Origin of the sequence: Streptomyces sp. NPDC058274, assembly GCF_042881375.1 — a bacterium.
Classification (GTDB): domain Bacteria; phylum Actinomycetota; class Actinomycetes; order Streptomycetales; family Streptomycetaceae; genus Streptomyces.
The window spans coordinates 134,849-159,804 of record NZ_JBHVXW010000023.1; the positions used below are offsets into that span (position 1 = coordinate 134,849).

A 24,956-nucleotide genomic window follows, 5' to 3' on the forward strand; every position below is an offset into this window, starting at 1 on the left:
CGCGGGGACACCGTGTCCGCACTATCTTCCTGAACATGAAAATTGCTTTCGTTGGGAAGGGCGGCAGCGGCAAGACCACCCTGTCCTCGCTCTTCGTCCGCCACCTCGCGGCGACCGGCGCCCCCGTGATCGCGGTGGACGCCGACATCAACCAGCACCTGGGAGCCGCGCTCGGCCTCGACGAGGAGGTGGCCGCCGCGCTGCCCTCGATGGGCAGCCGGCTGCCGCTGATCAAGGACTACCTGCGCGGTTCCAACCCGCGGATCACGTCCGCCGACGCGATGATCAAGACGACGCCGCCCGGTGAGGGATCCCGGCTGCTGCGGGTGTCCGAGGACAACCCGGTGTACGACGCCTGCGCACGGCCGGTGGAACTCGACAACGGCACCGTCCGTTTGATGGTCACCGGCCCCTTCACCGAAGCCGACCTCGGGGTCGCGTGCTACCACTCCAAGACGGGAGCGGTGGAGCTGTGCCTCAACCACCTGGTCGACGGCCCCGGTGAGTACGTGGTGGTCGACATGACGGCCGGCTCGGACTCCTTCGCCTCCGGCATGTTCACCCGCTTCGACATCACGTTCCTCGTCGCCGAGCCGACCCGGAAGGGAGTCTCCGTCTATCGCCAGTACAAGGAGTACGCCCGCGACTTCGGCGTCACCCTGAAGGTCGTCGGCAACAAGGTGCAGGGCCAGGACGACATCGACTTCCTCCGCGCCGAAGTCGGTGACGATCTGCTGGTGACGGCCGGGCACTCGGACTGGGTGCGCGCCATGGAGAAGGGCCGCCCGCCCCGGTTCGAGCTCCTGGAGGACGTCAACCAGCAGGCGCTGAGCACCCTGCGGGAGGCCGCCGACGCCACGTACGAGCAGCGCGACTGGGAGCGCTACACCCGCCAGACGGTGCACTTCCACCTGAAGAACGCGGACTCCTGGGGCAACGCGAAAACCGGGGTCGACCTGGCCGCGCAGGTCGACCCCGGCTTCGTCATCGGCGAGGGCCTGATGGCCACCTCGTGAGCGGCCGGCCCCGTGCGGGAGCCTCGGATGGCCGCCTCGTGAGCGGCCGGCCCCGTACGGAAGCCCCTGGTAGCCGCCTCCCGAGGAACGCGGGCTACTGCTTGACCGCCGGGGCGCCGGGGACGCCCTTCGGGGCCGGGGCCGGGCGGCCCGACAGGAAGGACGCCCAGCCCCCCTTCGGCGCCTCACCGACCTTGAGCGAGCGCATCTTCTCGAGGGTCCCCGGGTCCTGCGCGTCGAGCCAGTCGGCGAGCTGGCGGAAGGAGACGCAGCGGACCTCGGACTTGTTGCACACCTTCTCGATGACCTCGTCGAGGGCGCGCATATAGGTGCCGCCGTTCCAGGACTCGAAGTGGTTGCCGATGATCAGCGGCGCGCGGTTGCCGTCGTAGGCGCGCTTGAAGCCGTCGAGGAGACTGTCACGCATCTCGTCGCCCCAGTACTCCTGCTTGTCGGGGTCGCCCTGCGTCGCGGTGCCGGACTGGTTGACCATGAAGTTGTAGTCCATGGTGAGCTGCTCGTAGGCGTGTCCGCGGAAGGGCACGAGCTGCATCGACAGATCCCACAGCCCCTCCTTCTTCTTGGGCCAGAGCTGGTCGTTGACGCCGCTGGTGTCGTAGCGGAAGCCGAGTTCCCGGGCGGCCTTCATGAAGTTCTTCTGCCCCTCGAGGCAGGGCGTGCGGGCGCCGATCAGCTCCTTGTCGTAGTCGAAGGGCAGGGGTGACGCCTTCTTCATCCCGGTGTTGGTCTTCCAGGACTTCACGAACGACTTCGCCTGGGCGATCTCGCTCTTCCAGTCCTCGACCGACCACTCGCCGACACCGCCGCCGCTGCCGCAGAAGTGGCCGTTGAAGTGGGTCCCGACCTCGTTGCCCTCCAGCCACGCCAGGCGCAGCTGCTTCACGGTCTCCTTGATGCCCCGCTCGTCGTTGAAGCCGATCTCCGAGCGTCCCGGTGAGTGCTGCGGGGGCTTGTAGAGGTCGGCCTTCTCCTCCGGCAGCATGTACACGCCGCTGAGGAAGTACGTCATCGTCGCGTTGTTTTCCTTGGAGACCTTGCGGAAGTGCGAGAAGAGCTTCTGGCTGTCCTCGCCGGCGCCGTCCCAGGAGAACACCACGAACTGCGGCGGCTTCTGACCCGGCTTCAGGCGCTCCGCTCTGGGCAGATGGGGCTGCGCTCCGGTGTACGCGGTGGAGCCGTCGCCGATCAGACGGACCGCGCTCTTGGGTGCCGGGGCGCCGGGAGCCTTCTTCGCGCCGTGCGCGCCTTCTGTGGAACCGGTGGTGCCGGTCGCGCAACCGGCGAGTGCCGTGGCGCAGGCCGCGGCGAGCGCGACGCCCGCGGCGATCCTCTGGGTGGCGGCCATCTTCCGCCCACCTTCTTCCTTCAGTCAGGCAACGCTGCTTAGGGCGTTGTCGGGTGATGTGCAGGGACATGCCGACAGCGCCGTCAAGGTCGCATGGACCCCGGGAAGGAATTTGTATGACAAGCCGATGAAATTTCCGATTCACCCTTGCGAGTGATTTACTGACCCATTTGCGGTCATTGCCCGCACTCGCCCTTTACTTTGCATTACGATCCATTTACCGAACGTTGAAATATCCCGCCGCTGCACGCCGTGACCCACGGCCGCGACCCGCCCTCCGCCACCGAGCGGGGGACCACCTGTTCCGCGACCGCGCTGCCCCGGAGGAGACGGGAACATGTCTGCCTGCGTCCCCACCCGCGCCGCCGACTCGACTCGGCCCGCGCGCATCCATCAGCCCCACAGCCCCCCGCCGGCGCCCCCGCGCCGATTCCGTATCGCGGGCGCCGACCTGTCGGCCTCCGTGGCGGTCTTCCTGATCGCACTGCCCCTGTCCCTGGGCATCGCCCTCGCCACCGGGGCGCCGCTCCAGGCGGGCCTGGTCGCCGCAGCCGTCGGCGGGCTCGTCGCCGGACGTCTCGGCGGCTCCGCGCTCCAGGTGAGCGGCCCCGCCGCCGGCCTCACGGTGGTCACCGCCGAGCTGATCCACCGCTACGGATGGCGTACGACGTGTGCCATCACCGTCCTCGCCGGCCTGACCCAAATCGGCCTGGGCTGCCTGCGCGTGGCCCGTACGGCGCTCGCCGTCAGCCCCGCCGTCGTACACGGCATGCTGGCCGGCATCGGGGTGACCATCGCCGTCGCACAGCTGCACATCGTGCTCGGCGGCACACCGCAGAGCTCCGTCCCCGCCAACCTCCGCGCGCTGCCCGCCCAGTTGGCCCACCTGCACCCCGGCGCCGTGGCGATGAGCGTGCTGACGCTGACGCTGCTGCTGGCCTGGCCGCGGATTCCCGGCCGGGTCGGTGGGGTCCTGCGCAAGGTCCCGGCCGCGCTCGTCGCCGTCGCCGGAGCCACCGCGACCACCGCGCTCGCCGGACTGACCCTCCCCATGGTCGACCTGCCGTCCTGGAGCAGCCACGCGCTGGCCGGGCTGCCCGAGGGGCCGGTGCTCGGCGTCGCCGCCGCCGTCCTCACCGTCACGCTGGTGTGCAGCGTTCAGTCGCTGCTCGGCGCGGTCGCCGTGGACAAGCTCGTGGCAGCGCGGCGGCCGGACGTGCAGGCGCGCGTGGGCCGTTCGGACCTCGACCGCGAGCTCCTCGGCCAGGGCGCCGCCAACATCGTGTCCGGGGCGCTCGGCGGGCTGCCGGTCGCCGGAGTCGCCGTGCGCAGTTCGGCGAATGTGCACGCCGGCGCCGTCAGCCGGAACTCCACGATGCTGCACGGCGTTTGGGTAGTAGCCGCCGCGCTCCTGATGGTCCCCGTCCTGGAGCTGATCCCGCTCGCCTCGCTCGCCGCCCTGGTGATGGCCGTCGGCATCCAGATGGTCTCCCTGCACCACATCCGCACGGTCACCCGCCACCGCGAGGCCCTGGTGTACGCCGCCACCATCGCCGGTGTCGTGTTCTTCGGCGTCCTGGAGGGCGTGACGCTGGGGGTCGCCGTGGCGGTCGGCGTCGCCCTGCACCGCCTCGCCCGCACCCGCATCACGCACGAAGAGACGGAAGGAATCCATTACGTACGCGTACGAGGGCAGTTGACGTTCCTCGCGGTGCCCAGGCTCAGCCGCGCGCTGCATCTGGTGCCGCAAGGAGTCCAGGCCGTCGTGGAGCTGGACGGTTCGTTCATGGACCACGCGGCGTACGAGTCGTTGCAGGACTGGCAGAACGCGCACCTCGCGCAGGGCGGCTCGGTCGAGTTCACCGGCCGCCGGACCGGAGCCCGGATCGCCGCCGAGTTCCCGGGCGCCTCCCACTGCCGGTGCCGCCCCTGGACGCCCTGGCGCAACCACGGCTGCGAGCCCACCACCAGTCCGGGGCCCACGCACGCCGACGCCCACCCGGGAGAGCCGGCGGAAGACGCCGGTTCCGCCCGGCGGAGCGGGCACCAACTGGCGCGCGGTATCAGCGCGTTCCAGCGCAACACCGCGCCGCTGGTGCGCGGTGAGCTGGCCCGTCTCGCCCGCGAGGGGCAGCGGCCGTCGCAGCTCTTCCTGACCTGCGCCGACTCCCGGCTCGTGACGTCGATGATCACGTCCAGTGGTCCCGGCGATCTCTTCGTCGTGCGCAATGTGGGCAATCTGGTGCCACCGCCCGGCGAGGAGAGCGGGGACGACTCGGTGGCCGCCGCGATCGAGTACGCGGTCGAGGTACTGAAGGTGCGGTCGATCACGGTGTGCGGGCACTCGGGGTGCGGGGCCATGGGGGCCCTGTTGAACTCCGAACCCGGCGGGGCGCAGACGCCGCTCAAGCGGTGGCTGCGGCACGGGCTGCCGAGCCTGGAGCGGATGGCGACCGCCGACCGCCCCTTTCCCCGGCTCGCCGGACGGGCGCCCGCCGACGCGGTGGAGCAGCTGTGTCTGACCAACGTGGTGCAGCAGTTGGAGCATCTGCGGGCGCACGACTCCGTGGCCCGCGCGCTGCGGGAGGGCGCGCTCGAACTGCAGGGGATGTACTTCCACGTGGGCGAGGCCCAGGCGTATCTGCTGGCCGACGCCGAGGCCAATGCCGACGCCGGCCCGGGTACCGATGTCACCTCCGGCGCCAACCCGCCCGAGTCAGCCGTGGTGTTCGCGCATGTGGGGACGGCGGAGGACCTGCGCAATCCCGCGTGAACGATGACTCATCGGCGGCCTGGACCGGGGGCGTCCAACGGCCGGTGTGCGGTCCGATCGGGGTCGGCCGCACACCGGTCACGGGGCGCTCAGGAAGGGGTGAACCGGGGGCCCTTGCCCGTCGGCGAGGGGACCGGATCGTGCGGGGACGACTTCACCGGTTGGCAGGGCTCGACAGGGCCCCGGACGCCGTAGATCGTCATGCTCATCACCTGGTACCCAGCAGGCATGCCGAGATCTTCATGGCCGTCCTCGACTCCGCGCACGCCTACCGGCCCGCGCTCGGCGGTGAGACGGCCTGGCTGTACGGCGTCGCACGCAACGTCGTCTCCTCCGAGCGAGTCAGGTCCGCGGCCGTGTGCGGATCGTCGACACGCCGGGCCGCGAAACGGGTCACGGCGTCCACATGACGCCGGTAGAACTCTTCGAAGAGCTGAGGGTCACGTGCCGCCGCGGCGGGCCCGCCCCGTATTCGTTCCACCCGGTCCACTCGGTGTCTCCTTCGCTCCAAGGGCACTTCGCCTGTTCTTGGGCCGAGAAGCCGGAAGCGTTACCGAGTGAACCCCGCAGCCGTCCTGTCCGTGCCAATAGGGGGGCGCCTCGTGACCCGCCCCACAGGTCTAAACCATTTTCAGGACGGCCCTTGTCATCGTGCCCCCCGGTCTGATGAGCTGTGGTCTGGGACACAACGGACACCCTGGGAAAGGGAGATGTCGTGAGCAACGAAAGCCTGGCCAACCTGTTGCGCGAGGAGCGCAGGTTCGCGCCGCCCGCCGACCTGGCCGCGAACGCCAATGTCACGGCGGAGGCGTATGAGCAGGCCAAGGCTGACAGGCTCGGCTTCTGGGCCGAGCAGGCCCGTCGGCTGACCTGGGCCACCGAGCCCACCGAGACCCTGGACTGGTCGAACCCGCCGTTCGCCAAGTGGTTCAAGGACGGCAAGCTCAACGTCGCGTACAACTGCGTCGACCGTCATGTGGAGGCCGGTCACGGCGACCGGGTCGCCATCCACTTCGAGGGCGAGCCCGGCGACAGCCGCGCGATCACCTACGCCGAGCTCAAGGACGAGGTGTCGAGGGCCGCCAACGCCCTGACGGAGCTGGGAGTCGAGAAGGGCGACCGGGTCGCCGTATATCTGCCGATGATCCCCGAGGCGGTCGTCGCGATGCTCGCGTGCGCCCGGATCGGCGCCGCGCACTCGGTCGTCTTCGGCGGGTTCTCGGCCGACGCGATCGCGGCCCGGATCGCCGACGCGGACGCCAAGCTCGTCATCACCTCCGACGGCGGCTACCGGCGCGGCAAGCCGTCGGCGCTCAAGCCGGCCGTCGACGACGCCGTCAGCCGTACGGACGCCGTCGAGAAGGTGCTCGTCGTGCGCCGTACGGGCCAGGAGGTCGCCTGGACCGAGGGCCGGGACGTCTGGTGGCACGAGATCACCGCGAAGCAGTCGCCGGAGCACACGCCCGAGGCCTTCGACGCGGAGCACCCGCTGTTCATCCTCTACACGTCCGGTACGACGGGTAAGCCCAAGGGCATCCTGCACACCTCCGGCGGCTACCTCACCCAGGCGTCCTACACGCACCACGCCGTCTTCGACCTCAAGCCGGAGACCGACGTCTACTGGTGCACGGCCGACATCGGCTGGGTCACGGGCCACTCGTACATCACCTACGGGCCGCTCTCGAACGGCGCGACGCAGGTCATGTACGAGGGCACGCCGGACACCCCGCACCAGGGCCGATTCTGGGAGATCGTCCAGAAGTACGGGGTGACGATCCTCTACACCGCCCCGACCGCGATCCGTACGTTCATGAAGTGGGGCGACGACATCCCCGCGAAGTTCGACCTCAGCAGCCTGCGGGTGCTGGGTTCGGTGGGCGAACCGATCAACCCCGAGGCCTGGATCTGGTACCGCAAGCACATCGGCGGCGACCGCACCCCGATCGTCGACACCTGGTGGCAGACCGAGACCGGCGCGATGATGATCTCGCCGCTGCCGGGGGTCACCGAGACCAAGCCGGGCTCCGCCCAGCGGGCCCTGCCGGGCATCTCGGCGACCGTCGTCGACGACGAGGCGAACGAGGTCCCGAACGGCGGCGGCGGTTATCTCGTGCTCACCGAGCCGTGGCCGTCGATGCTGCGCACCATCTGGGGCGACGACCAGCGGTTCCTCGACACGTACTGGTCGCGCTTCGAGGGCAAGTACTTCGCCGGGGACGGCGCCAAGAAGGACGAGGACGGGGACATCTGGCTGCTCGGCCGGGTCGACGACGTGATGCTCGTGTCCGGGCACAACATCTCGACGACCGAGGTCGAGTCGGCGCTCGTCTCGCACCCCTCCGTCGCCGAGGCGGCGGTCGTGGGCGCGGCGGACGAGACCACCGGGCAGGCGATCGTCGCGTTCGTGATCCTGCGCGGTACGGCCTCCGCCGAGGACGAGGGGCTCGTGGCCGGCCTGCGCAACCACGTGAGCAGCGCGCTCGGGCCGATCGCCAAGCCCAAGCGGATCCTGCCGGTGGCGGAGCTGCCGAAGACCCGCTCCGGGAAGATCATGCGCCGTCTGCTGCGGGACGTCGCGGAGAACCGGGAGCTCGGTGACGTCACCACGCTCACCGACTCCACGGTCATGGACCTGATCCAGGAGAAGCTCCCCGCGGCACCGAGCGAGGACTGACAGCGCTCCCCCAGGGGCACCCGGCAAACGCGCCGGGTGCCCTTTTTGCGCTTAACGTGAAGATCGCCGGATACGCCCCGCGGCACCTTGGGTAAGCTGAGGAACGCGTCAACGACGCGACAAGTAACCCAAGGTGCGCCGGGAAGTCTGGTCGGCAAGTGCTTCGCCCTGCCTACCGACCGGAGGTCCACCCCGTGGCCGCGCCCAGCAACAGCACCCGCAAGTTCCTCGGCCGCCTCTCGCTGCCCGAGCGGACGTTCGTCGCGAACGCGCTGCGCGCCGAGACCGTCGGCGGTGTGCTGCTCCTCGTCGCCGCGATCGCCGCGCTGATCTGGGCGAACGTACCCGCCCTGCGCGACAGCTACGCGAGCGTCCGCGACTTCCACCTGGGCCCCGCCGCCCTCGGCCTCGACCTCTCCGTCCAGCACTGGGCCGCCGACGGACTGCTCGCCGTGTTCTTCTTCGTGGCCGGCATCGAGCTCAAGCGCGAACTGGTCGCCGGCGACCTGCGGGACCCCAGGGCCGCGCTGCTGCCGGTCGCGGCGGCGGTGTGCGGGATGGCGGTCCCGGCGCTCGTGTACACGCTCGTCAATGTCACCGGCGGCGGTTCCCTCAGCGGCTGGGCCGTCCCCACCGCGACCGACATCGCCTTCGCACTCGCGGTCCTGGCGGTCATCGGCACGTCCCTGCCGTCCGCCCTGCGCGCCTTCCTGCTGACGCTCGCCGTCGTCGACGACCTCTTCGCCATCCTGATCATCGCGGTCTTCTTCACCGAGCGGATCGACTTCGCCGCGCTCGGCGGCGCCGTCGTGGGCCTCGTCGTCTTCTGGCTGCTGCTGCGCAGGAACGTACGCGGCTGGTACGTGTACGTCCCGCTCGCCCTCGCCATCTGGGGGCTGATGTACAACAGCGGCATCCACGCCACGATCGCCGGTGTCGCGATGGGCCTGATGCTGCGCTGCCACCGCCACGAAGGTGAGCAGCACTCCCCCGGTGAGCGCGTCGAACATCTCGTACGCCCCCTGTCGGCGGGCCTCGCGGTGCCGCTGTTCGCCCTGTTCAGCGCGGGGGTGGTGGTGTCCGGCGGAGCGCTCGGCGATGTGTTCACCCGGCCCGAGACGCTCGGTGTCGTGCTCGGCCTCGTGGTCGGCAAGGCGGTCGGGATCTTCGGCGGGACCTGGCTGACGGCCCGCTTCACCAAGGCCTCACTGAGCGAGGACCTGGCCTGGCCGGACGTCCTCGCCGTGGCCTCCCTCGCCGGCATCGGCTTCACCGTCTCGCTGCTCATCGACGAACTGGCCTTCAAGGGCCGGCCGGTACTGGCCGACGAGGTGAAGGCGGCCGTCCTCATCGGCTCACTCATCGCGGCCGTACTGGCCGGGGTGCTGCTGAAGGTGCGGAATGCCAAGTACCGGAGCCTGTGGGAGGACGAGGAGCGCGACGAGGACCGCGACGGCATCCCGGACATCTACGAGCAGGACAACCCGGCGTACCACCTGCGCATGGCCGCGATCCACGAGGAGAAGGCGGCCGGGCACCGCAGACTGGCCGCGGAGAAGGCGGCGGAACAACAACGGCTTGCCGAAGTGACGGGCGGGGCAAGCGAGGAAAGCGACGGTCCGGCATGATCTGACTCGACCGCCCGCACACAGGCAACCGCCCATACACATGCAGATGAGGGAGATCGCGATGAGCGCACCCGACGGCAGCCCGGTCGGCGCCGAACGCAGCATCGGCCAGCTGTTCGCCTCGGCGACGACCGAGATGTCCGCACTGGTGCACGACGAGATCGCACTGGCGAAGGCGCAGCTCAAGCGTGACGTCAAGCGCGGTGCGGTCAGCGGCGGCGCGTTCTCCGTGGCCGGGGCGGTGCTGATCTTCTCCCTGCCGATGCTGAGCTTCGCCCTGGCGTACGGCATCCGGACCTGGAGCCACTGGAATCTCGCCGTCTGCTTCCTGCTGTCCTTCGCGGCGAACGTGCTGGTCGCGGGGGCCATCGCGCTGATCGGCGTGGTCTTCGCGAAGAAGGCCAAGAAGAGCAAGGGCCCGCAGAAGGTCGCCGCCTCGATGAAGGAGACCGCGGGCGTCCTGCAGAACGTCAAGCCGCATCCGCGCGCGGTGGGCCCGCAGGACCGTGTCCCTGAGGCCATCGAGGCTGTGGCACGCTCATCCTCATGACGGACCCCGCCACACCTTCGGCGCAACCCACTTCGGTCGTACGCATCGACGTCCCCGGCGGGAAAGAGGTGACCCACCGGGACGTCGCGGCCAACGGCGCGCGCTTCCACATCGCGGAGCTGGGCGACGGGCCGCTGGTCCTGCTGCTGCACGGCTTTCCGCAGTTCTGGTGGACCTGGCGTCACCAGCTGGTGGCGCTCGCCGACGCCGGCTTCCGCGCGGTCGCGATGGACCTGCGGGGCGTCGGGGGCAGCGACCGTACGCCGCGCGGTTACGACCCGGCGAACCTCGCGCTCGACATCACCGGGGTCGTCCGGTCCCTCGGCGAGCCCGACGCGGCTCTGGTCGGGCACGACCTGGGCGGATATCTGGCGTGGACGGCGGCCGTGATGCGCCCGAAGCTGGTCCGCCGGCTGGTGGTGTCGTCCATGCCCCATCCCCGGCGCTGGCGCTCGGCCATGCTCTCGGACGTCAAGCAGACGACCGCGAGTTCATACATCTGGGGGTTTCAGCGGCCGTGGATCCCGGAGCGCCAACTCGTCGCGGACGACGGCGCCCTGGTGGCCCGTCTGGTACGGGACTGGTCCGGGCCCCGGCTGCCGGACGACGAGGCCGTGGACGTGTACCGGCGCGCCATGTGCATCCCGTCCACGGCCCATTGCGCGGTCGAGCCGTACCGCTGGATGGTGCGCTCCATGGCCCGCCCGGACGGCATCCAGTTCAACCGGCGCATGAAGCGGCCGGTGCGCGTGCCGACGCTGCATCTGCACGGCTCGCTGGACCCGGTGATGCGGACGCGCAGTGCCGCCGGTTCCGGTGAGTACGTCGAAGCGCCGTACCGCTGGCGGCTGTTCGACGGTCTGGGGCACTTCCCGCACGAGGAGGACCCGGTCGCGTTCTCCACCGAACTGGTCAACTGGCTGAAGGATCCCGAGCCGGACCGGTGACGGACCGTAAGACTTTCCGCGCCCGATCGGTGACCCTTTGAACACGTTCAGCAGCCGCACGCGAACGTCTGTCCTTCGAACAGCCAAATGCCGCGCGCATAGGCCGATTGGGGGGTCGGGACGCGGTTACCGACCATGAGGCACGGGCAGACGTCGGGGTATGGGCTGGACGCACGACTACAGTGACGCAGCACGCAATCGCCGCTCGGCCACGGGCCTGAGCTCCCATCAGAGGGGCGCCCCGCAGCTGCCGGGCACCGATCTCCGGCTGGGAATCCCGCACATTCTGCGCCGTCGGGCCCGCTGGGTCTCGGCGCGGCTGCGTCACCCGCGCGGCTGACCTTTCGCGTACGGCCGCAGCACCCGCGCGGACGCGTCCACGAGGCCGTGGCAGACCCGACCGGCCTGCCACCCACCGGACTTCCCGCTTTCCGGGCCGTCCCCCGCGAGGCCTACAGGGCGCAGCTGTCGCTGTCCACCTGCTGGTTGGCCGTACGCCCCTTGGTGATGTCCGCCTGGATCTCGTCCGCGGTGAGCGCGTAGCCGGTGGCGTCGTCGTCGAGGGACTTGGCGAAGACCACGCCGTACACCCGGCCGTCGGGCGTGAGCAGCGGTCCGCCGGAGTTGCCCTGGCGCACGGTGGCGTAGAGCGAGTAGACATCGCGCCGGACCGTGCCGCGGTGGTAGATGTCCGGGCCGTTGGCCGTGAGGCGGCCGCGCACGCGCGCGGGCTGGACGTTGTACGAGCCGTTCTGCGGGAAGCCCGCGACGATCGCGCTGTCGCCGCTGGCGGCGTCCTTGGACGAGAACTGCAGCGCGGGCGCCTTCAGGTTGGGCACGTCCAGTACGGCGATGTCGCGCTCCCAGTCGTAGAGGACGACCGTGGCGTCGTACTTCCTGCCTTCGCCGCCTATCTGGACGGTGGGTTCGTCGACGCCGCCGACCACGTGCGCGTTGGTCATCACGCGGCGGTTGCCGAACACGAAGCCGGTGCCTTCGAGGACCTTGCCGCAACTCTGCGCGGTGCCCATGACCTTGACGATCGACTTCTGCGCGCTCTTGGCCACCGGGCTCTTGGCGAGCGCCGGGTCGGGGGGCTGTACGTCGGTGATGTGCTCGTTCGCGAACGGGCTGAAGACCTGCGGGAAGCCGTTCTGCGCGAGGACCGAGGAGAAGTCGGCGAACCAGGTGTCGGCCTGGGCGGGCAGCGCCCGTGACACCCCGAGCAGCACCTTGGAACTGCGCACTTCCTTGCCGAGCGTGGGCAGTGTGGTGCCGGCCAGGGCGGAGCCGATCAGCCAGGCGACGAGCAGCATCGCCACCACGTTGACGAGGGCGCCGCCCGTGGCGTCCAGGGCACGGGCGGGGGACCAGGTGATGTACCGGCGCAGTTTGTTGCCCATGTGCGTGGTGAGGGCCTGGCCGACGGAGGCACAGACGATCACGACGACCACCGCGACGACGGCGGCGGCGGTGCTCACTTCGGCGTGGTCGGTCACCGCACCCCAGATGACGGGGAGCAGATAGACCGCGACGAGACCGCCGCCCAGGAAGCCGATCACCGACAGGATGCCGACGACGAAGCCCTGGCGGTAGCCCACGATCGCGAACCACACGGCGGCGACCAGCAACAAAATGTCCAGCACATTCACGGCGCCCACCCTGTCATGAGCGCCAGTCGAGCGGGACCTGCTTGTCACGGTCCCAGGGCTGCTCCCAGCCCGCGTAGTGCAGGATGCGGTCGATGATGCCGGCCGTGAAGCCCCAGACGAGGGCCGATTCGACCAGGAATGCCGGACCTCGGTGGCCGCTGGGGTGCACGGTCGTCGCGCGGTTGTCGGGGTTCGTGAGATCGGCCACGGGGACCGTGAAGACCCGGGCCGTCTCGGCCGGATCGACCACGCCGACCGGGGTCGGGCGGCGCCACCAGCCCAGCACCGGAGTGACCACGAAGCTGCTCACCGGGATGTAGAGCCGGGGCAGCACGCCGAAGAGCTGGACGCCGCTCGGGTCGAGCCCGGTCTCCTCCTCCGCCTCGCGCAGCGCGGCCCGCAGGGGTCCGTCGGTGCCCGGGTCGCCGTCCTCGGGGTCGAGGGCACCGCCCGGGAAGGAGGGCTGGCCCGCGTGCGACCTCAGGGAGCTGGCCCGCTCCATGAGCAGCAGCTCCGGGCCCCGCTCCCCCTCACCGAAGAGGACGAGCACGGCGGACTGACGGCCCGCCCCGTCGGCCGGCGGCAGGAAGCGGCTCAGCTGGCGCGGCTCGACCGTCTCGGCGGCGCGCGCCACCGGGTCGAGCCAGCGGGGCAGGCCGTCCTTGCTGAGTGTCACCCGGCCGTTGTCCGTGTTGCTCGCGCGCGTCATCGGCACCCCCGTTCTGCTGTTCCCAACGCCTGCGGGTGCGCGGATCGTTCCGTCATCCGGCCCCCAGTGGCGGTGCGGGGATGCCACCCGCGTCCAGGTACGCCTGCGGCGGGTTGAGCCGCTGGCCGGGGAAGCCGCCCTTCTCGTACTTCAGGAGCTTCTTCGCCTTCTCGGGGTCCGTCTCGCCCTCCCCGTACGCCGGGCAGAGCGGGGCGATGGGGCAGGCGCCGCAGGCGGGCTTGCGGGCGTGGCAGATACGGCGGCCGTGGAAGATCACGTGGTGCGAGAGCATCGTCCAGTCGCTCTTCGGGAAGAGCGCGCCGACGGCCGCCTCGACCTTGTCCGGGTCCGTCTCGTCGGTCCACTGCCAGCGCCGTACGAGCCGCCCGAAGTGGGTGTCCACGGTGATCCCCGGCCGCCCGAAGGCGTTTCCGAGCACGACGAAGGCGGTCTTGCGGCCCACTCCGGGCAGCTTGACGAGGTCTTCGAGGCGCCCGGGGACCTCGCCGCCGAAGTCGTCCCGCAGGGCCTTGGAGAGCCCCATGACCGCCTTGGTCTTGGCACGGAAGAACCCGGTGGGCCGGAGGATCTCCTCGACCTCCTCCGGGTCGGCCGCGGCCAGATCCTCGGGGGTCGGGTACTTGGCGAAGAGCGCCGGGGTCGTCTGGTTCACCCGCAGGTCCGTCGTCTGCGCCGACAGCACGGTGGCGATCACGAGCTGGAACGCGTTCTCGAAGTCCAGTTCCGGGTGGGCGTACGGGTACACCTCGGCGAGCTCGCGGTTGATCCGGCGGGCACGGCGGACGAGGGCGGGGTCGGGTGGAGCCGCGGGTGCGGTCTTCTTGGCGGCGGTGGCCTTCTTGTTGGCGGCGGTGGCCTTCTTGGCGGTCACTTTCTTGACTGCGGGCGCCTTCTTGGCGGCGGGCGCCTTCTTAGCGGGCACCGCCTTCTTCGCCGCCGGCGCCTTCTTGGCGGGCACCGCCTTCTTCGCCACCGGGGACTTCTTCGCGAGCGCTGCCTTCTTGGCCGCGACAGTCCGGGCAGCCGGTGCCTTCTTCGCTGCCGCCGTCTTCTTGGCAGGCTCCTTCTTCGTCGGCGCCGTGGCCTCAGCCTTTACCGGCGTCTTTACCGGAGTCGGCTTTGTCGTATTTGTCGGATTACTCAATCCGCCCGTGGCCTGTTCGCCCACAGCGGAATCACGCCGTACAACCACCCGTCCAGCCCCCTTGGCCTGTGCTCTCACCGGCGATTTGGACACCCGGCCAGCCTAAAGCCCGGCACCGACATCCGCCCCGGACCCCGAAGATCGGCCCCCAATTGGCCCCCTGCCGCACTCCCCCGGACGCCAGTGCGGCAGACTTGTGACTGATCACACTGTTTGGACCGCCCGGCAAAATGGGGAACACGGTCCCCTGGCACACGGGGGAGCAAGATCCCCTGAGCAGGTCGACAAGGAGAGAACTCGTGGACGACGTTCTGCGGCGCGCCCCGCTCTTCGCGGCGCTCGATGACGAGCAGGCCGCGGAGCTCCGCGCCTCCATGAGTGAGGTGACCCTCGCGCGCGGTGATGCTCTCTTCCACGAGGGCGACCCCGGTGACCGCCTCTACGTGGTCACCGAGGGCAAGGTGAAGCTCCACCGCACCTCCCCCGACGGCCGCGAGAACATGCTGGCCGTGCTGGGCCCCGGCGAGCTCATCGGCGAGCTGTCGCTGTTCGACCCGGGCCCGCGTACGGCCACGGCCAGCGCGCTGACCGAGGTCAAGCTGCTCGGCCTCGGCCACGGCGACCTCCAGCCCTGGCTGAACGCACGCCCCGAGGTGGCCGCCGCCCTGCTGCGCGCTGTTGCCCGGCGGCTGCGCAAGACGAACGACCAGATGTCCGACCTGGTCTTCTCGGACGTCCCGGGCCGCGTGGCCCGCGCGCTCCTGGACCTCTCCCGCCGCTTCGGCGTGCAGTCGGAGGAGGGCATCCACGTCGTGCACGACCTGACGCAGGAGGAGCTGGCCCAGCTGGTCGGCGCGTCCCGCGAGACGGTCAACAAGGCCCTCGCCGACTTCGCGGGCCGCGGCTGGCTCCGCCTGGAGGCCCGCGCCGTGATCCTGCTGGACGTGGAACGACTCGCCAAGCGATCACGCTGACGCTGCATCTCTGCCGTACGCCGACGGGCCCTGCCTTCTGAAGAGGCCGGGCCCGTTGTCGTACCCGACGCACCTGGGGCTGGAGATTTTCAGCCCGTCCGGCGCTTGAGGACGGGCGCGTCAGCGCGATACGGGGTCTGGGGGCGGAGCCCGCGGTACGGGACGGGCAGGGGCGGAGGGGCGAAACCCTCTCCGGGCCCAGCCGGAAAATGAGCCGCCCCGCCGCTCCCGTCAGGGCACAGTGGACGCATGGCCGGAACCGTGCACCGCAGGGGCCTCGACGCCCAGGGATACATCGAGCGCGAGGGCTCGCTCGGACGGATTCCGCACGCGTTCCGCCCCGTGGTCACCGCGGCCCGCGACCGCGTGGCCGACATCTTCGGAGCGCGCCTGCACAGCGCGTACCTCTACGGGTCGATCCCGCGCGGCACCGCGCGCGTGGGCCGCAGCGATCTGGACCTGCTGCTCGCCCTGCGCGAGGAGCCCACGGAGGCGGACCGGGCCGACGCCCGGGCGCTCGATCAGGCCCTCGACAAGGAGTTCCCGCAGATCGACGGCTCCGGGACGCTCCTGGCCGGCCGCGCGCGGCTGCTGAGCGACCTGGAGACGTACGACGGCGGCTGGTTCGTCGCCTGCCTCTGCACCCGCCTGCTGGGCGAGGATCTGGCCGAATACCTCCCGCGCTACCGCCCCGACGCCCTCCTCGCCCGCGAGACGAACGGCGACCTCGCCCTCTTCCTTCCGCGCTGGCGCGAACGGATCGCCGCCGCCGGCACGGACGACGCCCGGCGCGCCCTGGTGCGCACCCTGTCCCGTCATCTCGTCCGCACCGGCTTCACCCTCGTCATGCCCCGCTGGAACGGCTGGACGAGCGACCTGCACGAGATGGCGGAGGCCTTCGGCGAGTACTACCCCGAGCGGGCCGAGGAGCTGCGGGAGGCGGCCGTCCGTGCGTACGCCCCGACCGGCGAGATCGCCGTCCTGCGCGCGTACACCGACGAGCTCGGCCCGTGGCTCGCCGAGGAGTACGCGCGCGTGCACGGCATCAAGGCTCCCCGGCCGGACCAGCCGGCCTAGCCGGACAGTCCCGGCGGTCTAGATGAGGCCGTGTTCCTGGAGGTAGTCCATCTGCGCCCGCACGGACAGCTCCGCGGCGGGCCACAGCGAGCGGTCCACGTCCGCGTACACATGAGCGACGACCTCGTCCGGTGACCGGTAGCCGTTCTCGACCGCCGTCTCGACCTGGGCGAGCCGGTGGGCGCGATGGGCGAGGTAGAACTCGACGACACCCTGGGCGTCGTCCAGGACCGGACCGTGGCCCGGCAGGACGGTGTGCACGCCGTCGTCGACGCTCAGCGAGCGCAGCCGGCGCAGGGAGTCGAGATAGTCGCCCAGGCGGCCGTCCGGATGGGCCACGACGGTCGTTCCGCGCCCGAGGACGGTGTCCCCGGTCAGGACGGCCCGGTCGGCCGGGAGATGGAAGCACAGCGAGTCGGCGGTGTGCCCGGGCGTCGGTACGACCAGCAGCTCGAGACCGCCGACGGTGATGACGTCCCCGTGGCCCAGCCCCTCGTCCCCGAGCCGCAGCGCCGGGTCGAGGGCCCGCACCTTGGTGCCCGTCAGCTCGGCGAACCTGCCGGCCCCCTCCGCGTGATCCGGGTGCCCGTGGGTCAGCAGCGTCAGCGCGATCCGCTTCCCGGCCTTCTCCGCCGTAGCCACCACGTTCCGCAGGTGTACGTCGTCCAGGGGTCCCGGGTCGACGACGACCGCCAGCTCGGAGTCCGGCTCGGCGAGGATCCAGGTGTTCGTGCCGTCCAGGGTCATCGCGGACGCGTTGGGCGCGAGGACGTTGACGGCGCGCGCGGTGGCGGGCCCCGAGAGGACCCCGCCCCTCGGCCGGCCGGGAAGGGCTGCTGCGTCCGTCATGCGGGGGCTCCACCGGTCGGGATGTGCTTGGTGAACTCGTCGTGTCCCGGCCAGGAGAGGACCACCTTGCCGTTCTCCAGCCGGGCCTTGGCAAGGACGGGGGTCAGATCGCGGGCCGGCGCGGCGGCGAGGGCCTCGGCGGCCGTGGCGTACGGGAGCAGCTGGCGCAGGGTCGCGATCGTGGGCGGCATCATGAGCAGTTCGCCCTTGTCGTATCCGTCGGCCGCGTCCCCGGGGTGGATCCACACCGTGCGGTCGGCCTCCGTGGAGGCGTTGCGGGTGCGCTGGCCCTCCGGGAGGGCGGCGACGAAGAACCAGGTGTCGTAGCGGCGGGGCTCGAACTCCGGAGTGATCCAGCGCGTCCACACGCCGAGCAGGTCCGACCTGAGGACGAGTCCCCTGCGGTCCAGGAACTCGGCGAAGGAGAAGTCGCGGGCGACCAGGGCCGCCCGGTCCGCCTCCCACTCCTCGCCCGTCGTGTCGCCGACCACCGTGTCGGGGGTGGGCCCGGCGAGCAGGACGCCCGCCTCCTCGTACGTCTCCCGGACCGCCGCGCAGACGATGGCCTGGGCGGTCGTCTCGTCGACGCCGAGCCGCTCCGCCCACCACGCGCGCGTGGGCCCCGCCCAGCGGATCTGGCGGTCGTCGTCGCGGCCGTCCACACCGCCGCCTGGATACGCGTACGCGCCTCCGGCGAAGGCCATGGAGGCGCGTCTGCGCAGCATGTGCACCACGGGTGTGGTGTCCGTGTCCTTGAGCAGCATGACGGTGGCCGCCCGTCTGGGGGCGACCGGCGTGAGTCTGCCCTCCGCGAGCGCACGGATCCGCTCGGGCCACTCCGGTGGGTACCACTGCCCATTCGCCATGGCCGGAGGCTATCCCGTAGCGCGCTGATGTTCGAGGGCCAACAATCCGCTGCTCCGGGGACGGGTCTCGGACAAAACCGCCGTCCCCGGGGAGGGGGCCTACGCCTGGGTCAGCTCCACCTGGATCTCGACCTCGACCGGCGCGTCCAGCGGGAGGACCGCCACACCGACCGCGCTGCGGGCGTGCACGCCCTTGTCACCGAGGGCCGCGCCCAGCAGCTCGCTGGCGCCGTTCAGGACACCGGGCTGGCCGGTGAAGTCCGACGCCGAGGCGACGAACCCGACGACCTTCACGACCCGCGCGATCCGGTCCAGGTCACCCGCGACCGACTTGACCGCGGCGAGCGCGTTCAGTGCGCAGATGCGGGCCAGGTCCTTGGCTTCCTCGGCCGTGACCTCGGCACCCACCTTGCCCGTGACCGGGAGCTTGCCCTCCACCATCGGCAGCTGGCCGGCCGTGTAGACGTACACGCCGCTCTGCACGGCGGGCTGGTACGCGGCCAGCGGCGGCACGACGGCCGGCAGGGTCAGGCCGAGCTCATGGAGCCGGGCTTCGACGGCGCTCATGCCTTCTCCCGCTTCAGGTAGGCCACCAGCTGCTCGGGGTTGTTCGGCCCGGGCACCACCTGGACGAGCTCCCAGCCGTCCTCGCCCCAGGTGTCCAGAATCTGCTTCGTGGCATGGACGAGCAGCGGCACGGTTGAGTATTCCCACTTGGTCATGTGGCCGACTGTATCCGCTGTTATCCACAGCCTCCCGCGTAGCCCGGGCGCGGACTGGTTAGGCTCGAAGACGTGAGCAGGCTCCAGGTCGTCAGCGGCAAGGGCGGTACCGGCAAGACCACGGTAGCCGCCGCCCTCGCGCTCGCCCTCGCGACCGAGGGCAAGCGGACCCTCCTCGTCGAGGTCGAGGGCAGACAGGGCATCGCGCAGCTCTTCGAAACAGAAGTGCTGCCCTATGAGGAGCGGAAGATCGCCGTCGCTCCAGGGGGCGGGGAGGTGTATGCGCTGGCGATCGACCCCGAGCTGGCCCTTCTGGACTACCTCCAGATGTTCTACAAACTCGGGGGCGCGGGAAGGGCGCTGAAGAAACTCGGCGCCATCGACTTCGCAACCACCGTCGCGCCCGGCCTGCGGGACGTGCTCCTGACGGGCAAGGCCTGCGAAGCCGTCCGCCGCAAGGACAAGAGCGGCCGCTTCGCGTACGACTACGTGGTGATGGACGCCCCGCCGACAGGCCGCATCACCCGCTTCCTGAACGTGAACGACGAAGTGGCCGGCCTCGCCAAGATCGGCCCGATACACAATCAGGCGCAGGCCGTCATGCGCGTCCTCAAGTCCCCGGAGACGGCGGTCCACCTGGTGACGCTCCTGGAGGAGATGCCCGTCCAGGAGACCGCGGACGGCATCGCCGAGCTGCGCGGGGCCAGGCTGCCGGTGGGCCGGATCATCGTGAACATGGTGCGTCCCGCCGTACTGGACCAGGCCGATCTAGAGTTCGCCGAGGCGACTTCGCGCACCGCCATCGCCAAGTCGCTGTCCGCCGCCGGGCTCGGCGGCGCCCGGCGCGGCGGGCTCGCCGAGCGGCTGGTGGAGCCGCTGCTGCGGCAGGCCGAGGAGTACGCCGAGCGTCACACCCTGGAGCACGATCAGCGGGCCGTGCTCAAGGAGCTGGGCCTGCCGCTGCACGAACTCCCGCTGCTCGCCGAGGGAATGGACCTGGCGGGCCTGTACGAACTGGCCAAGGAACTGCGTCAGCAAGGGATCTCATGAGTTCGGACCCCGCACGCACCCAGGGCTCCGGCCCCGCATCCGACCCGGCCCGCGCGATCGACTCCGCAGGCCTCCTGGACGTCGATCCGCTCCTCGACGACCCGAAGACCCGCATCGTGGTGTGCTGCGGCTCGGGCGGCGTCGGGAAGACGACCACGGCGGCGGCCCTGGGGCTGCGCGCCGCCGAGCGCGGCCGCAAGGTGGTCGTGCTCACCATCGACCCGGCCCGCCGGCTCGCCCAGTCGATGGGCATCGACTCCCTCGACAACGTCCCACGCCGCGTGAAGGGCGTCGACGGCGACGGCGAGCTGCACGCGATGATGCTCGACATGAAGCGCACCTTCGACGAGATCGTCGAGGCGCACGCGGACCGCGACCGAGCGTCCGCCATCCTGAACAACCCCTTCTACCAGTCGCTTTCGGCGGGCTTCGCGGGCACGCAGGAGTACATGGCGATGGAGAAGCTCGGGCAGCTGCGGGCCCGCGACGAGTGGGACCTGATCGTCGTCGACACGCCTCCCTCGCGCTCGGCACTGGACTTCCTGGACGCCCCGAAGCGGCTGGGCTCGTTTCTCGACGGCAAGCTGATCCGGGTCCTCATGGCACCGGCGAAGGTCGGCGGCCGCGCGGGGATGAAATTCCTGAACGTCGGGATGTCGATGATGACGGGCGCCCTGGGCAAGCTGCTGGGTGGCCAACTCCTCAAGGACGTCCAGACGTTCGTGGCCGCCATGGACACCATGTTCGGCGGCTTCCGTACCCGCGCGGATGCCACGTACAAGCTGCTCCAGGCGCCTGGCACGGCGTTCCTGGTGGTGGCCGCCCCGGAGCGGGACGCGCTGCGCGAGGCGGCGTACTTCGTGGAGCGTCTGGCCGCGGAGAAGATGCCGCTGGCGGGCCTGGTCCTCAACCGGGTCCATGGCAGCGGCGCCGCCCAGCTGTCCGCCGAGCGGGCGCTCGCCGCCGCCGAGAACCTCGACCTCTCGGCCGCCGAGAACCTCGATCCCGCGGCCCCGGAGAGCGGTGATTCCGCGTCCGCAGAAAATCTTGCGGAGTCTCGCATTGTGGATCAGGGGGGTGGGAAAGCTGGACTTCGTAACTCTCCCGACACGTACGGCAGTTCAGACTCTCCCGCTGATCCGACGCCCGCATCCTCCGACTCCTCCGGGGGCTCCCCCGCCACGGACGGATCCGTCGAACAACTCACCGCAGGCCTGCTGAGGCTGCACGCCGAGCGCATGCAGCTGCTCTCCCGTGAACGGCGCACGCGTGACCGCTTCACCGCGCGTCACCCCGAGGTGGCCGTGGCCGAAGTGGCCGCGCTGCCGGGCGACGTGCACGACCTCGCGGGGCTGCGGACCATCGGAGACCGGCTCGCGGCCGGCCGGCCGGAGCTGCCCGAAGCCGACGCCTGAGTCCGGAAGACCCGGCGCCCGACCTGCAGGACGCGGCGCCCGCTCCAGGGCGGGCGCGGTCGTCCGAACGCGAGAACTCGGCATACGAGCCCGCGGGACGCGGTTTTCGTGCCCGGAGGGGCACGACGTCCGGCCCGGAGGGCACGGCTGCCCGGCGTGATGCCGGCCCGGAAGGCACGCTGCCTGAGCGCACGACATCCAGCCCGGAGGGCATGTCGCCGATCCCGAGTGGCGCGACGCCCGAGTCCGCAGATACGCACAGACACGGGTGGTCGAGCCAGCAGGGCGCGGCATCCGGGCCGGGGCCCGGCGCCCGAGCGGAGGGGCAGTGCCCTCAGCCCACCGCCGCGAAGTTCTCGTACACCTCTTCCTCGTCAAGGGGCAGCAGACCCGCGCCGCGCTCGTACTCCGTACGCGCGGTCTCGAGCAGACGGCGCCACGAAGTGACCGTCGGCCGCCGGCGCAGCAGTGCACGGCGCTCGCGCTCCGTCATGCCACCCCACACGCCGAACTCGACGCGGTTGTCCAGCGCGTCGGCGAGGCACTCCGTGCGCACCGGACATCCGGTGCACACCGCCTTGGCCCTGTTCTGCGCTGCTCCTTGAACGAATAGTTCATCCGGATCGGTAGTGCGGCAGGCCGCCTGCGCACTCCAGTCGGTTACCCAGCCCATACCGGCGCCGTCCTCTCCCGAATCGAGGCTCCCCCACGGCGGCAGCGGCATATTCACCGCCGCCAGTTGAGGACGTTACGGAAGGTGGGCACAGCGCAACACCCCCTTCGGGCCCAATCTTGAATGGCCCGAACGGACTATGCGTAAGCGGCAGATCACCCGGGGGAGTGAGCTGAGGACATGCGTGAGTTTCCCGGCGAACCGGGACAGTTCAGTTGAGTCACAACGGACGCCACGTGACACACAAGGCGGATTCGGACACGCCCCCAACAAAAAATTGGGAGACCTCCGGAACGATTCGGGGTCGCCGGACGTACTTGATACGTGGCCCTACTGCTGTGACAGTTGGGAGCAGCTTAGGCCAAGGCATATACGCGTGTCCGGCGAATCAGAACGTAGGCTGCCCTCATGCCAAAGAAGCGCTCGGGCGGTGGTCTGTCCCCATCGCAGCAGGCCGCCAAGTTCCTCGGTGTCAGTGTGCTCGCCGGAGCGGTGCTGGCCGGAATCGCACTGCCCGCGGCCGGCGCGCTCGGTCTCGCGGCCAAGGGCTCCGTCGAGGGATTCGACGAGATTCCGGCCAATCTCAAGCGTCCGCCGCTGAGTCAGCGCACCACCATCCTGGACAACCAGGGCGGCCAGATCGCCACCGTGTACTCACGCGACCGCACGGTGGTCGACCTCAAGGACATGTCGCCGTACATGCAGAAGGCGATCGTCGCCATCGAGGACTCCCGCTTCTACGAGCACGGCGCGGTCGACCTCAAGGGCATCCTCCGCGCGGTCAACCAGAACGCGCAGAGCGGCGGGGTCGCCCAGGGCGCGTCCACACTGACCCAGCAGTACGTGAAGAACGTCTTCATCGAGGAGGCCGGGAACGACCCGACGAAGGTCGCCCAGGCCACCCAGCAGACCCTCGGCCGCAAGATCCGCGAGCTGAAGTACGCGATCCAGATCGAGGACAAGCTCGGCAAGAAGCGCATCCTCGAGAACTACCTGAACATCACGTTCTTCGGAGAGCAGGCCTACGGTGTCGAGGCCGCGGCCCAGCGCTACTTCTCCAAGCCCGCCAAGGACCTGAATCTCCAGGAGTCCGCGCTGCTCGCGGGCATCGTCCAGTCGCCCAGCCGGTACGACCCGGTCAACGACGAGGCGGAGGCCACCAAGCGGCGCAACACCGTCCTCCAGCGCATGGCCGAGGTGCACGACATCTCGCAGCAGGAGGCCGACAAGGCCAAGAAGGCCCCGCTGGGGCTGCACGTCAGCAAGCCGAAGAACGGCTGCATCACGGCGGTCGAGGGCGCCGGCTTCTTCTGCGACTACGTACGCGAGGTCTTCCTGACCGACCCGGTCTTCGGCAAGACCAAGGAAGCCCGCGCCAAGGTCTGGAACCAGGGCGGCCTGACGATCCGTACGACCCTCGACCCGCAGGCGCAGCAATCGGCGCAGGCGTCGATCAAGGACCACGTCAACAAGAGCGACGACGTGGCGACCGCCGCCTCCGTCGTCGAGCCCGGCACCGGCAAGATCCTCGCGATGGGCCAGTCGCGTCCGTACGGCTTCGGCAAGCACGAGACGCAGATCAACCTCTCGGTGGACAGCAGCATGGGTGGCGGCGCCGGCTACCAGCCGGGTTCGACGTTCAAGCCGATCGTGGCCGCGGCCGCCATAGAGGGCGGCAAGTCGGCGACACAGCAGTACTCGTCGCCGTACGAGATGGAGTACCCGAGCCCGGTCGCCGTCTGCAACGGCAAGAACTGGTCCAACCTCCGCGGTGAGAAGCTCACCAACGAGAACGAGTCGGAGCACGGCCCGTACGGCATGAAGGAAGCGACCGCGAAGTCGGTCAACACCTACTACGTGCAGCTGATCAGCGACATCGGCATCTGCCCGGTGACCGACATGGCGAAGAAGATGGGCGTCCAGCGCGCCGACGGCGGCAAGCTGGCCCAGGCTCCCTCCATCGCGCTCGGCACCCAGGAGATGTCCCCCCTGACGATGGCGAACGCGTACGCGACCTTCGCTTCGCGCGGGATGTACTGCACGCCGGTCGCCATCGAGTCGATCAGCCAGACCGTCGGCGGCGAGAAGAAGTCCCTGCCGGTGCCGAAGTCGACCTGCTCGCGCGCGATGTCGGAGACCACCGCCGACACGGTCAGCACGCTCCTCAAGGGCGTGGTCGAGGACGGTACGGGTCAGCAGGCCGGCCTCGGCAGCCGCCCCAGCGCGGGCAAGACCGGTACGACCGACTACCGCTACGCGGCCTGGTTCGTCGGCTACACGCCGAACATGGCCGGCGCGGTCTGGGTCGGCGACCCGACGCACAAGCGCCGGATGACCAACATCACCATCGGCGGCGTCTACCACTCCAAGGTCTATGGCGGTGAGGTCCCCGGACCGATCTGGCGCGACATGATGACCGGCGCCCTGGAAGGCAAGCCCGCGCCCGACTTCAACCTCGTCAACATCCCCGACCCCGACAAGGGCAAGGGCAACGACGACGGGAAGAACGGCGGCAATGGCGGCAATGGGAACGGCGGGAACGGAAACGGGGGGAACGACAACGGCGGCCTGACCACCGCCGGCGGCACGACCGGCGGCACGTTCCCGACACCTTCGTTCTCCATCCCCGAGGGCTTCATCCAGGGGCAGGGCAACGGCGGCAACACGAATGGGAACGGGAACGGGGGGAGGACGGGTTAGCCCGCCTCCTCCTGGCCGGCCCTTCCTTCACTGGGCCGGCGGCCGTTGACCGGACCGGCCGTCACGCGTCGGCCCGCCCCCGGCCGCGAGCCGTCCCTCTTCGTATTCACACCTCGATACGGCGGTGGGGGCGCCCCTGGTCACCAGGGG

General features: G+C 70.3%; 21 protein-coding genes and 1 pseudogene. 12 read left to right on the top strand and 10 right to left on the bottom strand.

Annotated elements, in window-relative coordinates; all coding sequences use genetic code 11:
- Window positions 1–35: 35 nt before the first annotated feature.
- Complete coding sequence (locus ACFVYF_RS33070; protein ID WP_389461380.1) at window positions 36–1,016, top strand: ATP-binding protein; 981 nt, start codon at window positions 36–38, stop codon at window positions 1,014–1,016.
- A gap of 94 nt (window positions 1,017–1,110) precedes the next feature.
- Here the strand turns inward: ACFVYF_RS33070 and ACFVYF_RS33075 are convergent, their stop codons facing one another.
- Window positions 1,111–2,382 carry a hypothetical protein gene (locus ACFVYF_RS33075; RefSeq protein WP_389461382.1) on the bottom strand — a complete coding sequence of 424 codons (1,272 nt, stop codon included), beginning with the start codon at window positions 2,380–2,382 and terminating at the stop codon, window positions 1,111–1,113.
- Window positions 2,383–2,719: 337 nt separating this feature from the next.
- On the opposite strand from ACFVYF_RS33075, the gene ACFVYF_RS33080 reads away from it, so the two are divergent.
- Window positions 2,720–5,155: a bifunctional SulP family inorganic anion transporter/carbonic anhydrase gene (locus tag ACFVYF_RS33080; RefSeq protein ID WP_389461384.1), complete on the top strand. Its 2,436-nt coding sequence runs from the start codon at window positions 2,720–2,722 to the stop codon at window positions 5,153–5,155.
- 340 nt (window positions 5,156–5,495) lie between these two features.
- On the opposite strand, the pseudogene ACFVYF_RS33085 reads toward ACFVYF_RS33080, so the two are convergent.
- A pseudogene (locus tag ACFVYF_RS33085) lies at window positions 5,496–5,645 on the bottom strand (RNA polymerase subunit sigma); the annotation flags it as partial.
- Between the two features lie 183 nt (window positions 5,646–5,828).
- On the opposite strand from ACFVYF_RS33085, the gene acs reads away from it, so the two are divergent.
- From acs to ACFVYF_RS33110, 5 genes are all read left to right on the top strand, one after another.
- Window positions 5,829–7,829, top strand: coding sequence for an acetate--CoA ligase (gene acs / locus ACFVYF_RS33090; RefSeq protein WP_389461386.1), 2,001 nt, complete (start codon window positions 5,829–5,831; stop codon window positions 7,827–7,829).
- 194 nt (window positions 7,830–8,023) lie between these two features.
- Complete coding sequence (nhaA, locus tag ACFVYF_RS33095) at window positions 8,024–9,457, top strand: Na+/H+ antiporter NhaA (protein WP_389461387.1); 1,434 nt, start codon at window positions 8,024–8,026, stop codon at window positions 9,455–9,457.
- 61 nt (window positions 9,458–9,518) lie between these two features.
- Entirely contained in the window at window positions 9,519–10,007 is a 489-nt protein-coding gene (locus ACFVYF_RS33100; protein ID WP_389461389.1) for a phage holin family protein, read from the top strand.
- Window positions 10,004–10,954 carry an alpha/beta fold hydrolase gene (locus tag ACFVYF_RS33105; protein WP_389461391.1) on the top strand — a complete coding sequence of 317 codons (951 nt, stop codon included), beginning with the start codon at window positions 10,004–10,006 and terminating at the stop codon, window positions 10,952–10,954. Before ACFVYF_RS33100 ends, ACFVYF_RS33105 begins: the two co-directional genes overlap by 4 nt.
- A 160-nt stretch (window positions 10,955–11,114) precedes the next feature.
- Complete coding sequence (locus tag ACFVYF_RS33110) at window positions 11,115–11,294, top strand: hypothetical protein (RefSeq protein ID WP_389461393.1); 180 nt, start codon at window positions 11,115–11,117, stop codon at window positions 11,292–11,294.
- A 112-nt stretch (window positions 11,295–11,406) separates the two neighbouring features.
- On the opposite strand, the gene ACFVYF_RS33115 is transcribed toward ACFVYF_RS33110, so the two are convergent.
- Genes ACFVYF_RS33115 through nth form a run of 3 tightly spaced genes read right to left on the bottom strand, consistent with a single transcriptional unit; the run spans window position 11,407 to window position 14,480 of the window.
- Window positions 11,407–12,606 carry a MarP family serine protease gene (locus tag ACFVYF_RS33115; protein ID WP_389461395.1) on the bottom strand — a complete coding sequence of 400 codons (1,200 nt, stop codon included), beginning with the start codon at window positions 12,604–12,606 and terminating at the stop codon, window positions 11,407–11,409.
- 13 nt (window positions 12,607–12,619) lie between these two features.
- The gene (locus tag ACFVYF_RS33120) at window positions 12,620–13,315 is read right to left on the bottom strand and encodes an NUDIX hydrolase (RefSeq protein WP_389461397.1); all 696 of its coding nucleotides are present in this window, start codon (window positions 13,313–13,315) and stop codon (window positions 12,620–12,622) included.
- Window positions 13,316–13,367: 52 nt separating this feature from the next.
- Window positions 13,368–14,480, bottom strand: coding sequence for an endonuclease III (nth, locus tag ACFVYF_RS33125; RefSeq protein WP_389461398.1), 1,113 nt, complete (start codon window positions 14,478–14,480; stop codon window positions 13,368–13,370).
- Window positions 14,481–14,779: 299 nt separating this feature from the next.
- Between nth and ACFVYF_RS33130 the strand changes: the two genes are divergently transcribed.
- Window positions 14,780–15,454, top strand: a complete 675-nt coding sequence (locus ACFVYF_RS33130; RefSeq protein WP_016642758.1) for a Crp/Fnr family transcriptional regulator — start codon at window positions 14,780–14,782, stop codon at window positions 15,452–15,454.
- A 249-nt stretch (window positions 15,455–15,703) separates the two neighbouring features.
- On the top strand, window positions 15,704–16,531 hold the full coding sequence (locus tag ACFVYF_RS33135; protein ID WP_389461400.1) for a nucleotidyltransferase domain-containing protein: 828 nt from the start codon (window positions 15,704–15,706) through the stop codon (window positions 16,529–16,531).
- 18 nt (window positions 16,532–16,549) lie between these two features.
- On the opposite strand, the gene ACFVYF_RS33140 is transcribed toward ACFVYF_RS33135, so the two are convergent.
- The 4 genes from ACFVYF_RS33140 to ACFVYF_RS33155 form a co-directional block, all read right to left on the bottom strand.
- Window positions 16,550–17,380, bottom strand: coding sequence for an MBL fold metallo-hydrolase (locus ACFVYF_RS33140; RefSeq protein ID WP_389461402.1), 831 nt, complete (start codon window positions 17,378–17,380; stop codon window positions 16,550–16,552).
- On the bottom strand, window positions 17,377–18,246 hold the full coding sequence (locus tag ACFVYF_RS33145; RefSeq protein ID WP_389461403.1) for an NUDIX hydrolase: 870 nt from the start codon (window positions 18,244–18,246) through the stop codon (window positions 17,377–17,379). The genes ACFVYF_RS33140 and ACFVYF_RS33145 overlap by 4 nt, the downstream gene beginning before the upstream one ends.
- A 99-nt stretch (window positions 18,247–18,345) precedes the next feature.
- Window positions 18,346–18,813, bottom strand: a complete 468-nt coding sequence (locus ACFVYF_RS33150) for a RidA family protein (protein ID WP_389461405.1) — start codon at window positions 18,811–18,813, stop codon at window positions 18,346–18,348.
- Window positions 18,810–18,968, bottom strand: coding sequence for a DUF4177 domain-containing protein (locus ACFVYF_RS33155; RefSeq protein ID WP_019063748.1), 159 nt, complete (start codon window positions 18,966–18,968; stop codon window positions 18,810–18,812). Before ACFVYF_RS33155 ends, ACFVYF_RS33150 begins: the two co-directional genes overlap by 4 nt.
- A gap of 72 nt (window positions 18,969–19,040) precedes the next feature.
- Here ACFVYF_RS33155 and ACFVYF_RS33160 point away from each other — a divergent pair, with 72 nt between their 5' ends.
- Together ACFVYF_RS33160 and ACFVYF_RS33165 are read left to right on the top strand one after the other, a co-directional pair.
- Entirely contained in the window at window positions 19,041–20,018 is a 978-nt protein-coding gene (locus ACFVYF_RS33160) for an ArsA family ATPase (protein WP_389461407.1), read from the top strand.
- On the top strand, window positions 20,015–21,433 hold the full coding sequence (locus ACFVYF_RS33165) for an ArsA family ATPase (protein WP_389461408.1): 1,419 nt from the start codon (window positions 20,015–20,017) through the stop codon (window positions 21,431–21,433). Before ACFVYF_RS33160 ends, ACFVYF_RS33165 begins: the two co-directional genes overlap by 4 nt.
- Before the next feature lie 334 nt (window positions 21,434–21,767).
- On the opposite strand, the gene wblA is transcribed toward ACFVYF_RS33165, so the two are convergent.
- Window positions 21,768–22,106: a transcriptional regulator WblA gene (wblA, locus tag ACFVYF_RS33170; protein WP_383289487.1), complete on the bottom strand. Its 339-nt coding sequence runs from the start codon at window positions 22,104–22,106 to the stop codon at window positions 21,768–21,770.
- 408 nt (window positions 22,107–22,514) lie between these two features.
- Between wblA and ACFVYF_RS33175 the strand changes: the two genes are divergently transcribed.
- Entirely contained in the window at window positions 22,515–24,806 is a 2,292-nt protein-coding gene (locus tag ACFVYF_RS33175) for a transglycosylase domain-containing protein (protein ID WP_389461410.1), read from the top strand.
- Window positions 24,807–24,956 lie beyond the last annotated feature (150 nt).

Excerpts from the sequence above, each read along its gene's own strand:
- ACFVYF_RS33070 (WP_389461380.1), top strand. The coding sequence starts at position 36 with ATGAAAATTGCTTTCGTTGGGAAGGGCGGCAGCGGCAAGACCACCCTG.
- ACFVYF_RS33075 (WP_389461382.1), bottom strand. The coding sequence starts at position 2,382 with ATGGCCGCCACCCAGAGGATCGCCGCGGGCGTCGCGCTCGCCGCGGCC.
- ACFVYF_RS33080 (WP_389461384.1), top strand. The coding sequence starts at position 2,720 with ATGTCTGCCTGCGTCCCCACCCGCGCCGCCGACTCGACTCGGCCCGCG.
- ACFVYF_RS33100 (WP_389461389.1), top strand. The coding sequence starts at position 9,519 with ATGAGCGCACCCGACGGCAGCCCGGTCGGCGCCGAACGCAGCATCGGC.
- ACFVYF_RS33105 (WP_389461391.1), top strand. The coding sequence starts at position 10,004 with ATGACGGACCCCGCCACACCTTCGGCGCAACCCACTTCGGTCGTACGC.
- ACFVYF_RS33110 (WP_389461393.1), top strand. The coding sequence starts at position 11,115 with ATGGGCTGGACGCACGACTACAGTGACGCAGCACGCAATCGCCGCTCG.
- ACFVYF_RS33120 (WP_389461397.1), bottom strand. The coding sequence starts at position 13,315 with ATGACGCGCGCGAGCAACACGGACAACGGCCGGGTGACACTCAGCAAG.
- ACFVYF_RS33135 (WP_389461400.1), top strand. The coding sequence starts at position 15,704 with ATGGCCGGAACCGTGCACCGCAGGGGCCTCGACGCCCAGGGATACATC.
- ACFVYF_RS33140 (WP_389461402.1), bottom strand. The coding sequence starts at position 17,380 with ATGACGGACGCAGCAGCCCTTCCCGGCCGGCCGAGGGGCGGGGTCCTC.
- ACFVYF_RS33145 (WP_389461403.1), bottom strand. The coding sequence starts at position 18,246 with ATGGCGAATGGGCAGTGGTACCCACCGGAGTGGCCCGAGCGGATCCGT.
- ACFVYF_RS33150 (WP_389461405.1), bottom strand. The coding sequence starts at position 18,813 with ATGAGCGCCGTCGAAGCCCGGCTCCATGAGCTCGGCCTGACCCTGCCG.
- ACFVYF_RS33155 (WP_019063748.1), bottom strand. The coding sequence starts at position 18,968 with ATGACCAAGTGGGAATACTCAACCGTGCCGCTGCTCGTCCATGCCACG.
- ACFVYF_RS33165 (WP_389461408.1), top strand. The coding sequence starts at position 20,015 with ATGAGTTCGGACCCCGCACGCACCCAGGGCTCCGGCCCCGCATCCGAC.
- wblA (WP_383289487.1), bottom strand. The coding sequence starts at position 22,106 with ATGGGCTGGGTAACCGACTGGAGTGCGCAGGCGGCCTGCCGCACTACC.
- ACFVYF_RS33175 (WP_389461410.1), top strand. The coding sequence starts at position 22,515 with ATGCCAAAGAAGCGCTCGGGCGGTGGTCTGTCCCCATCGCAGCAGGCC.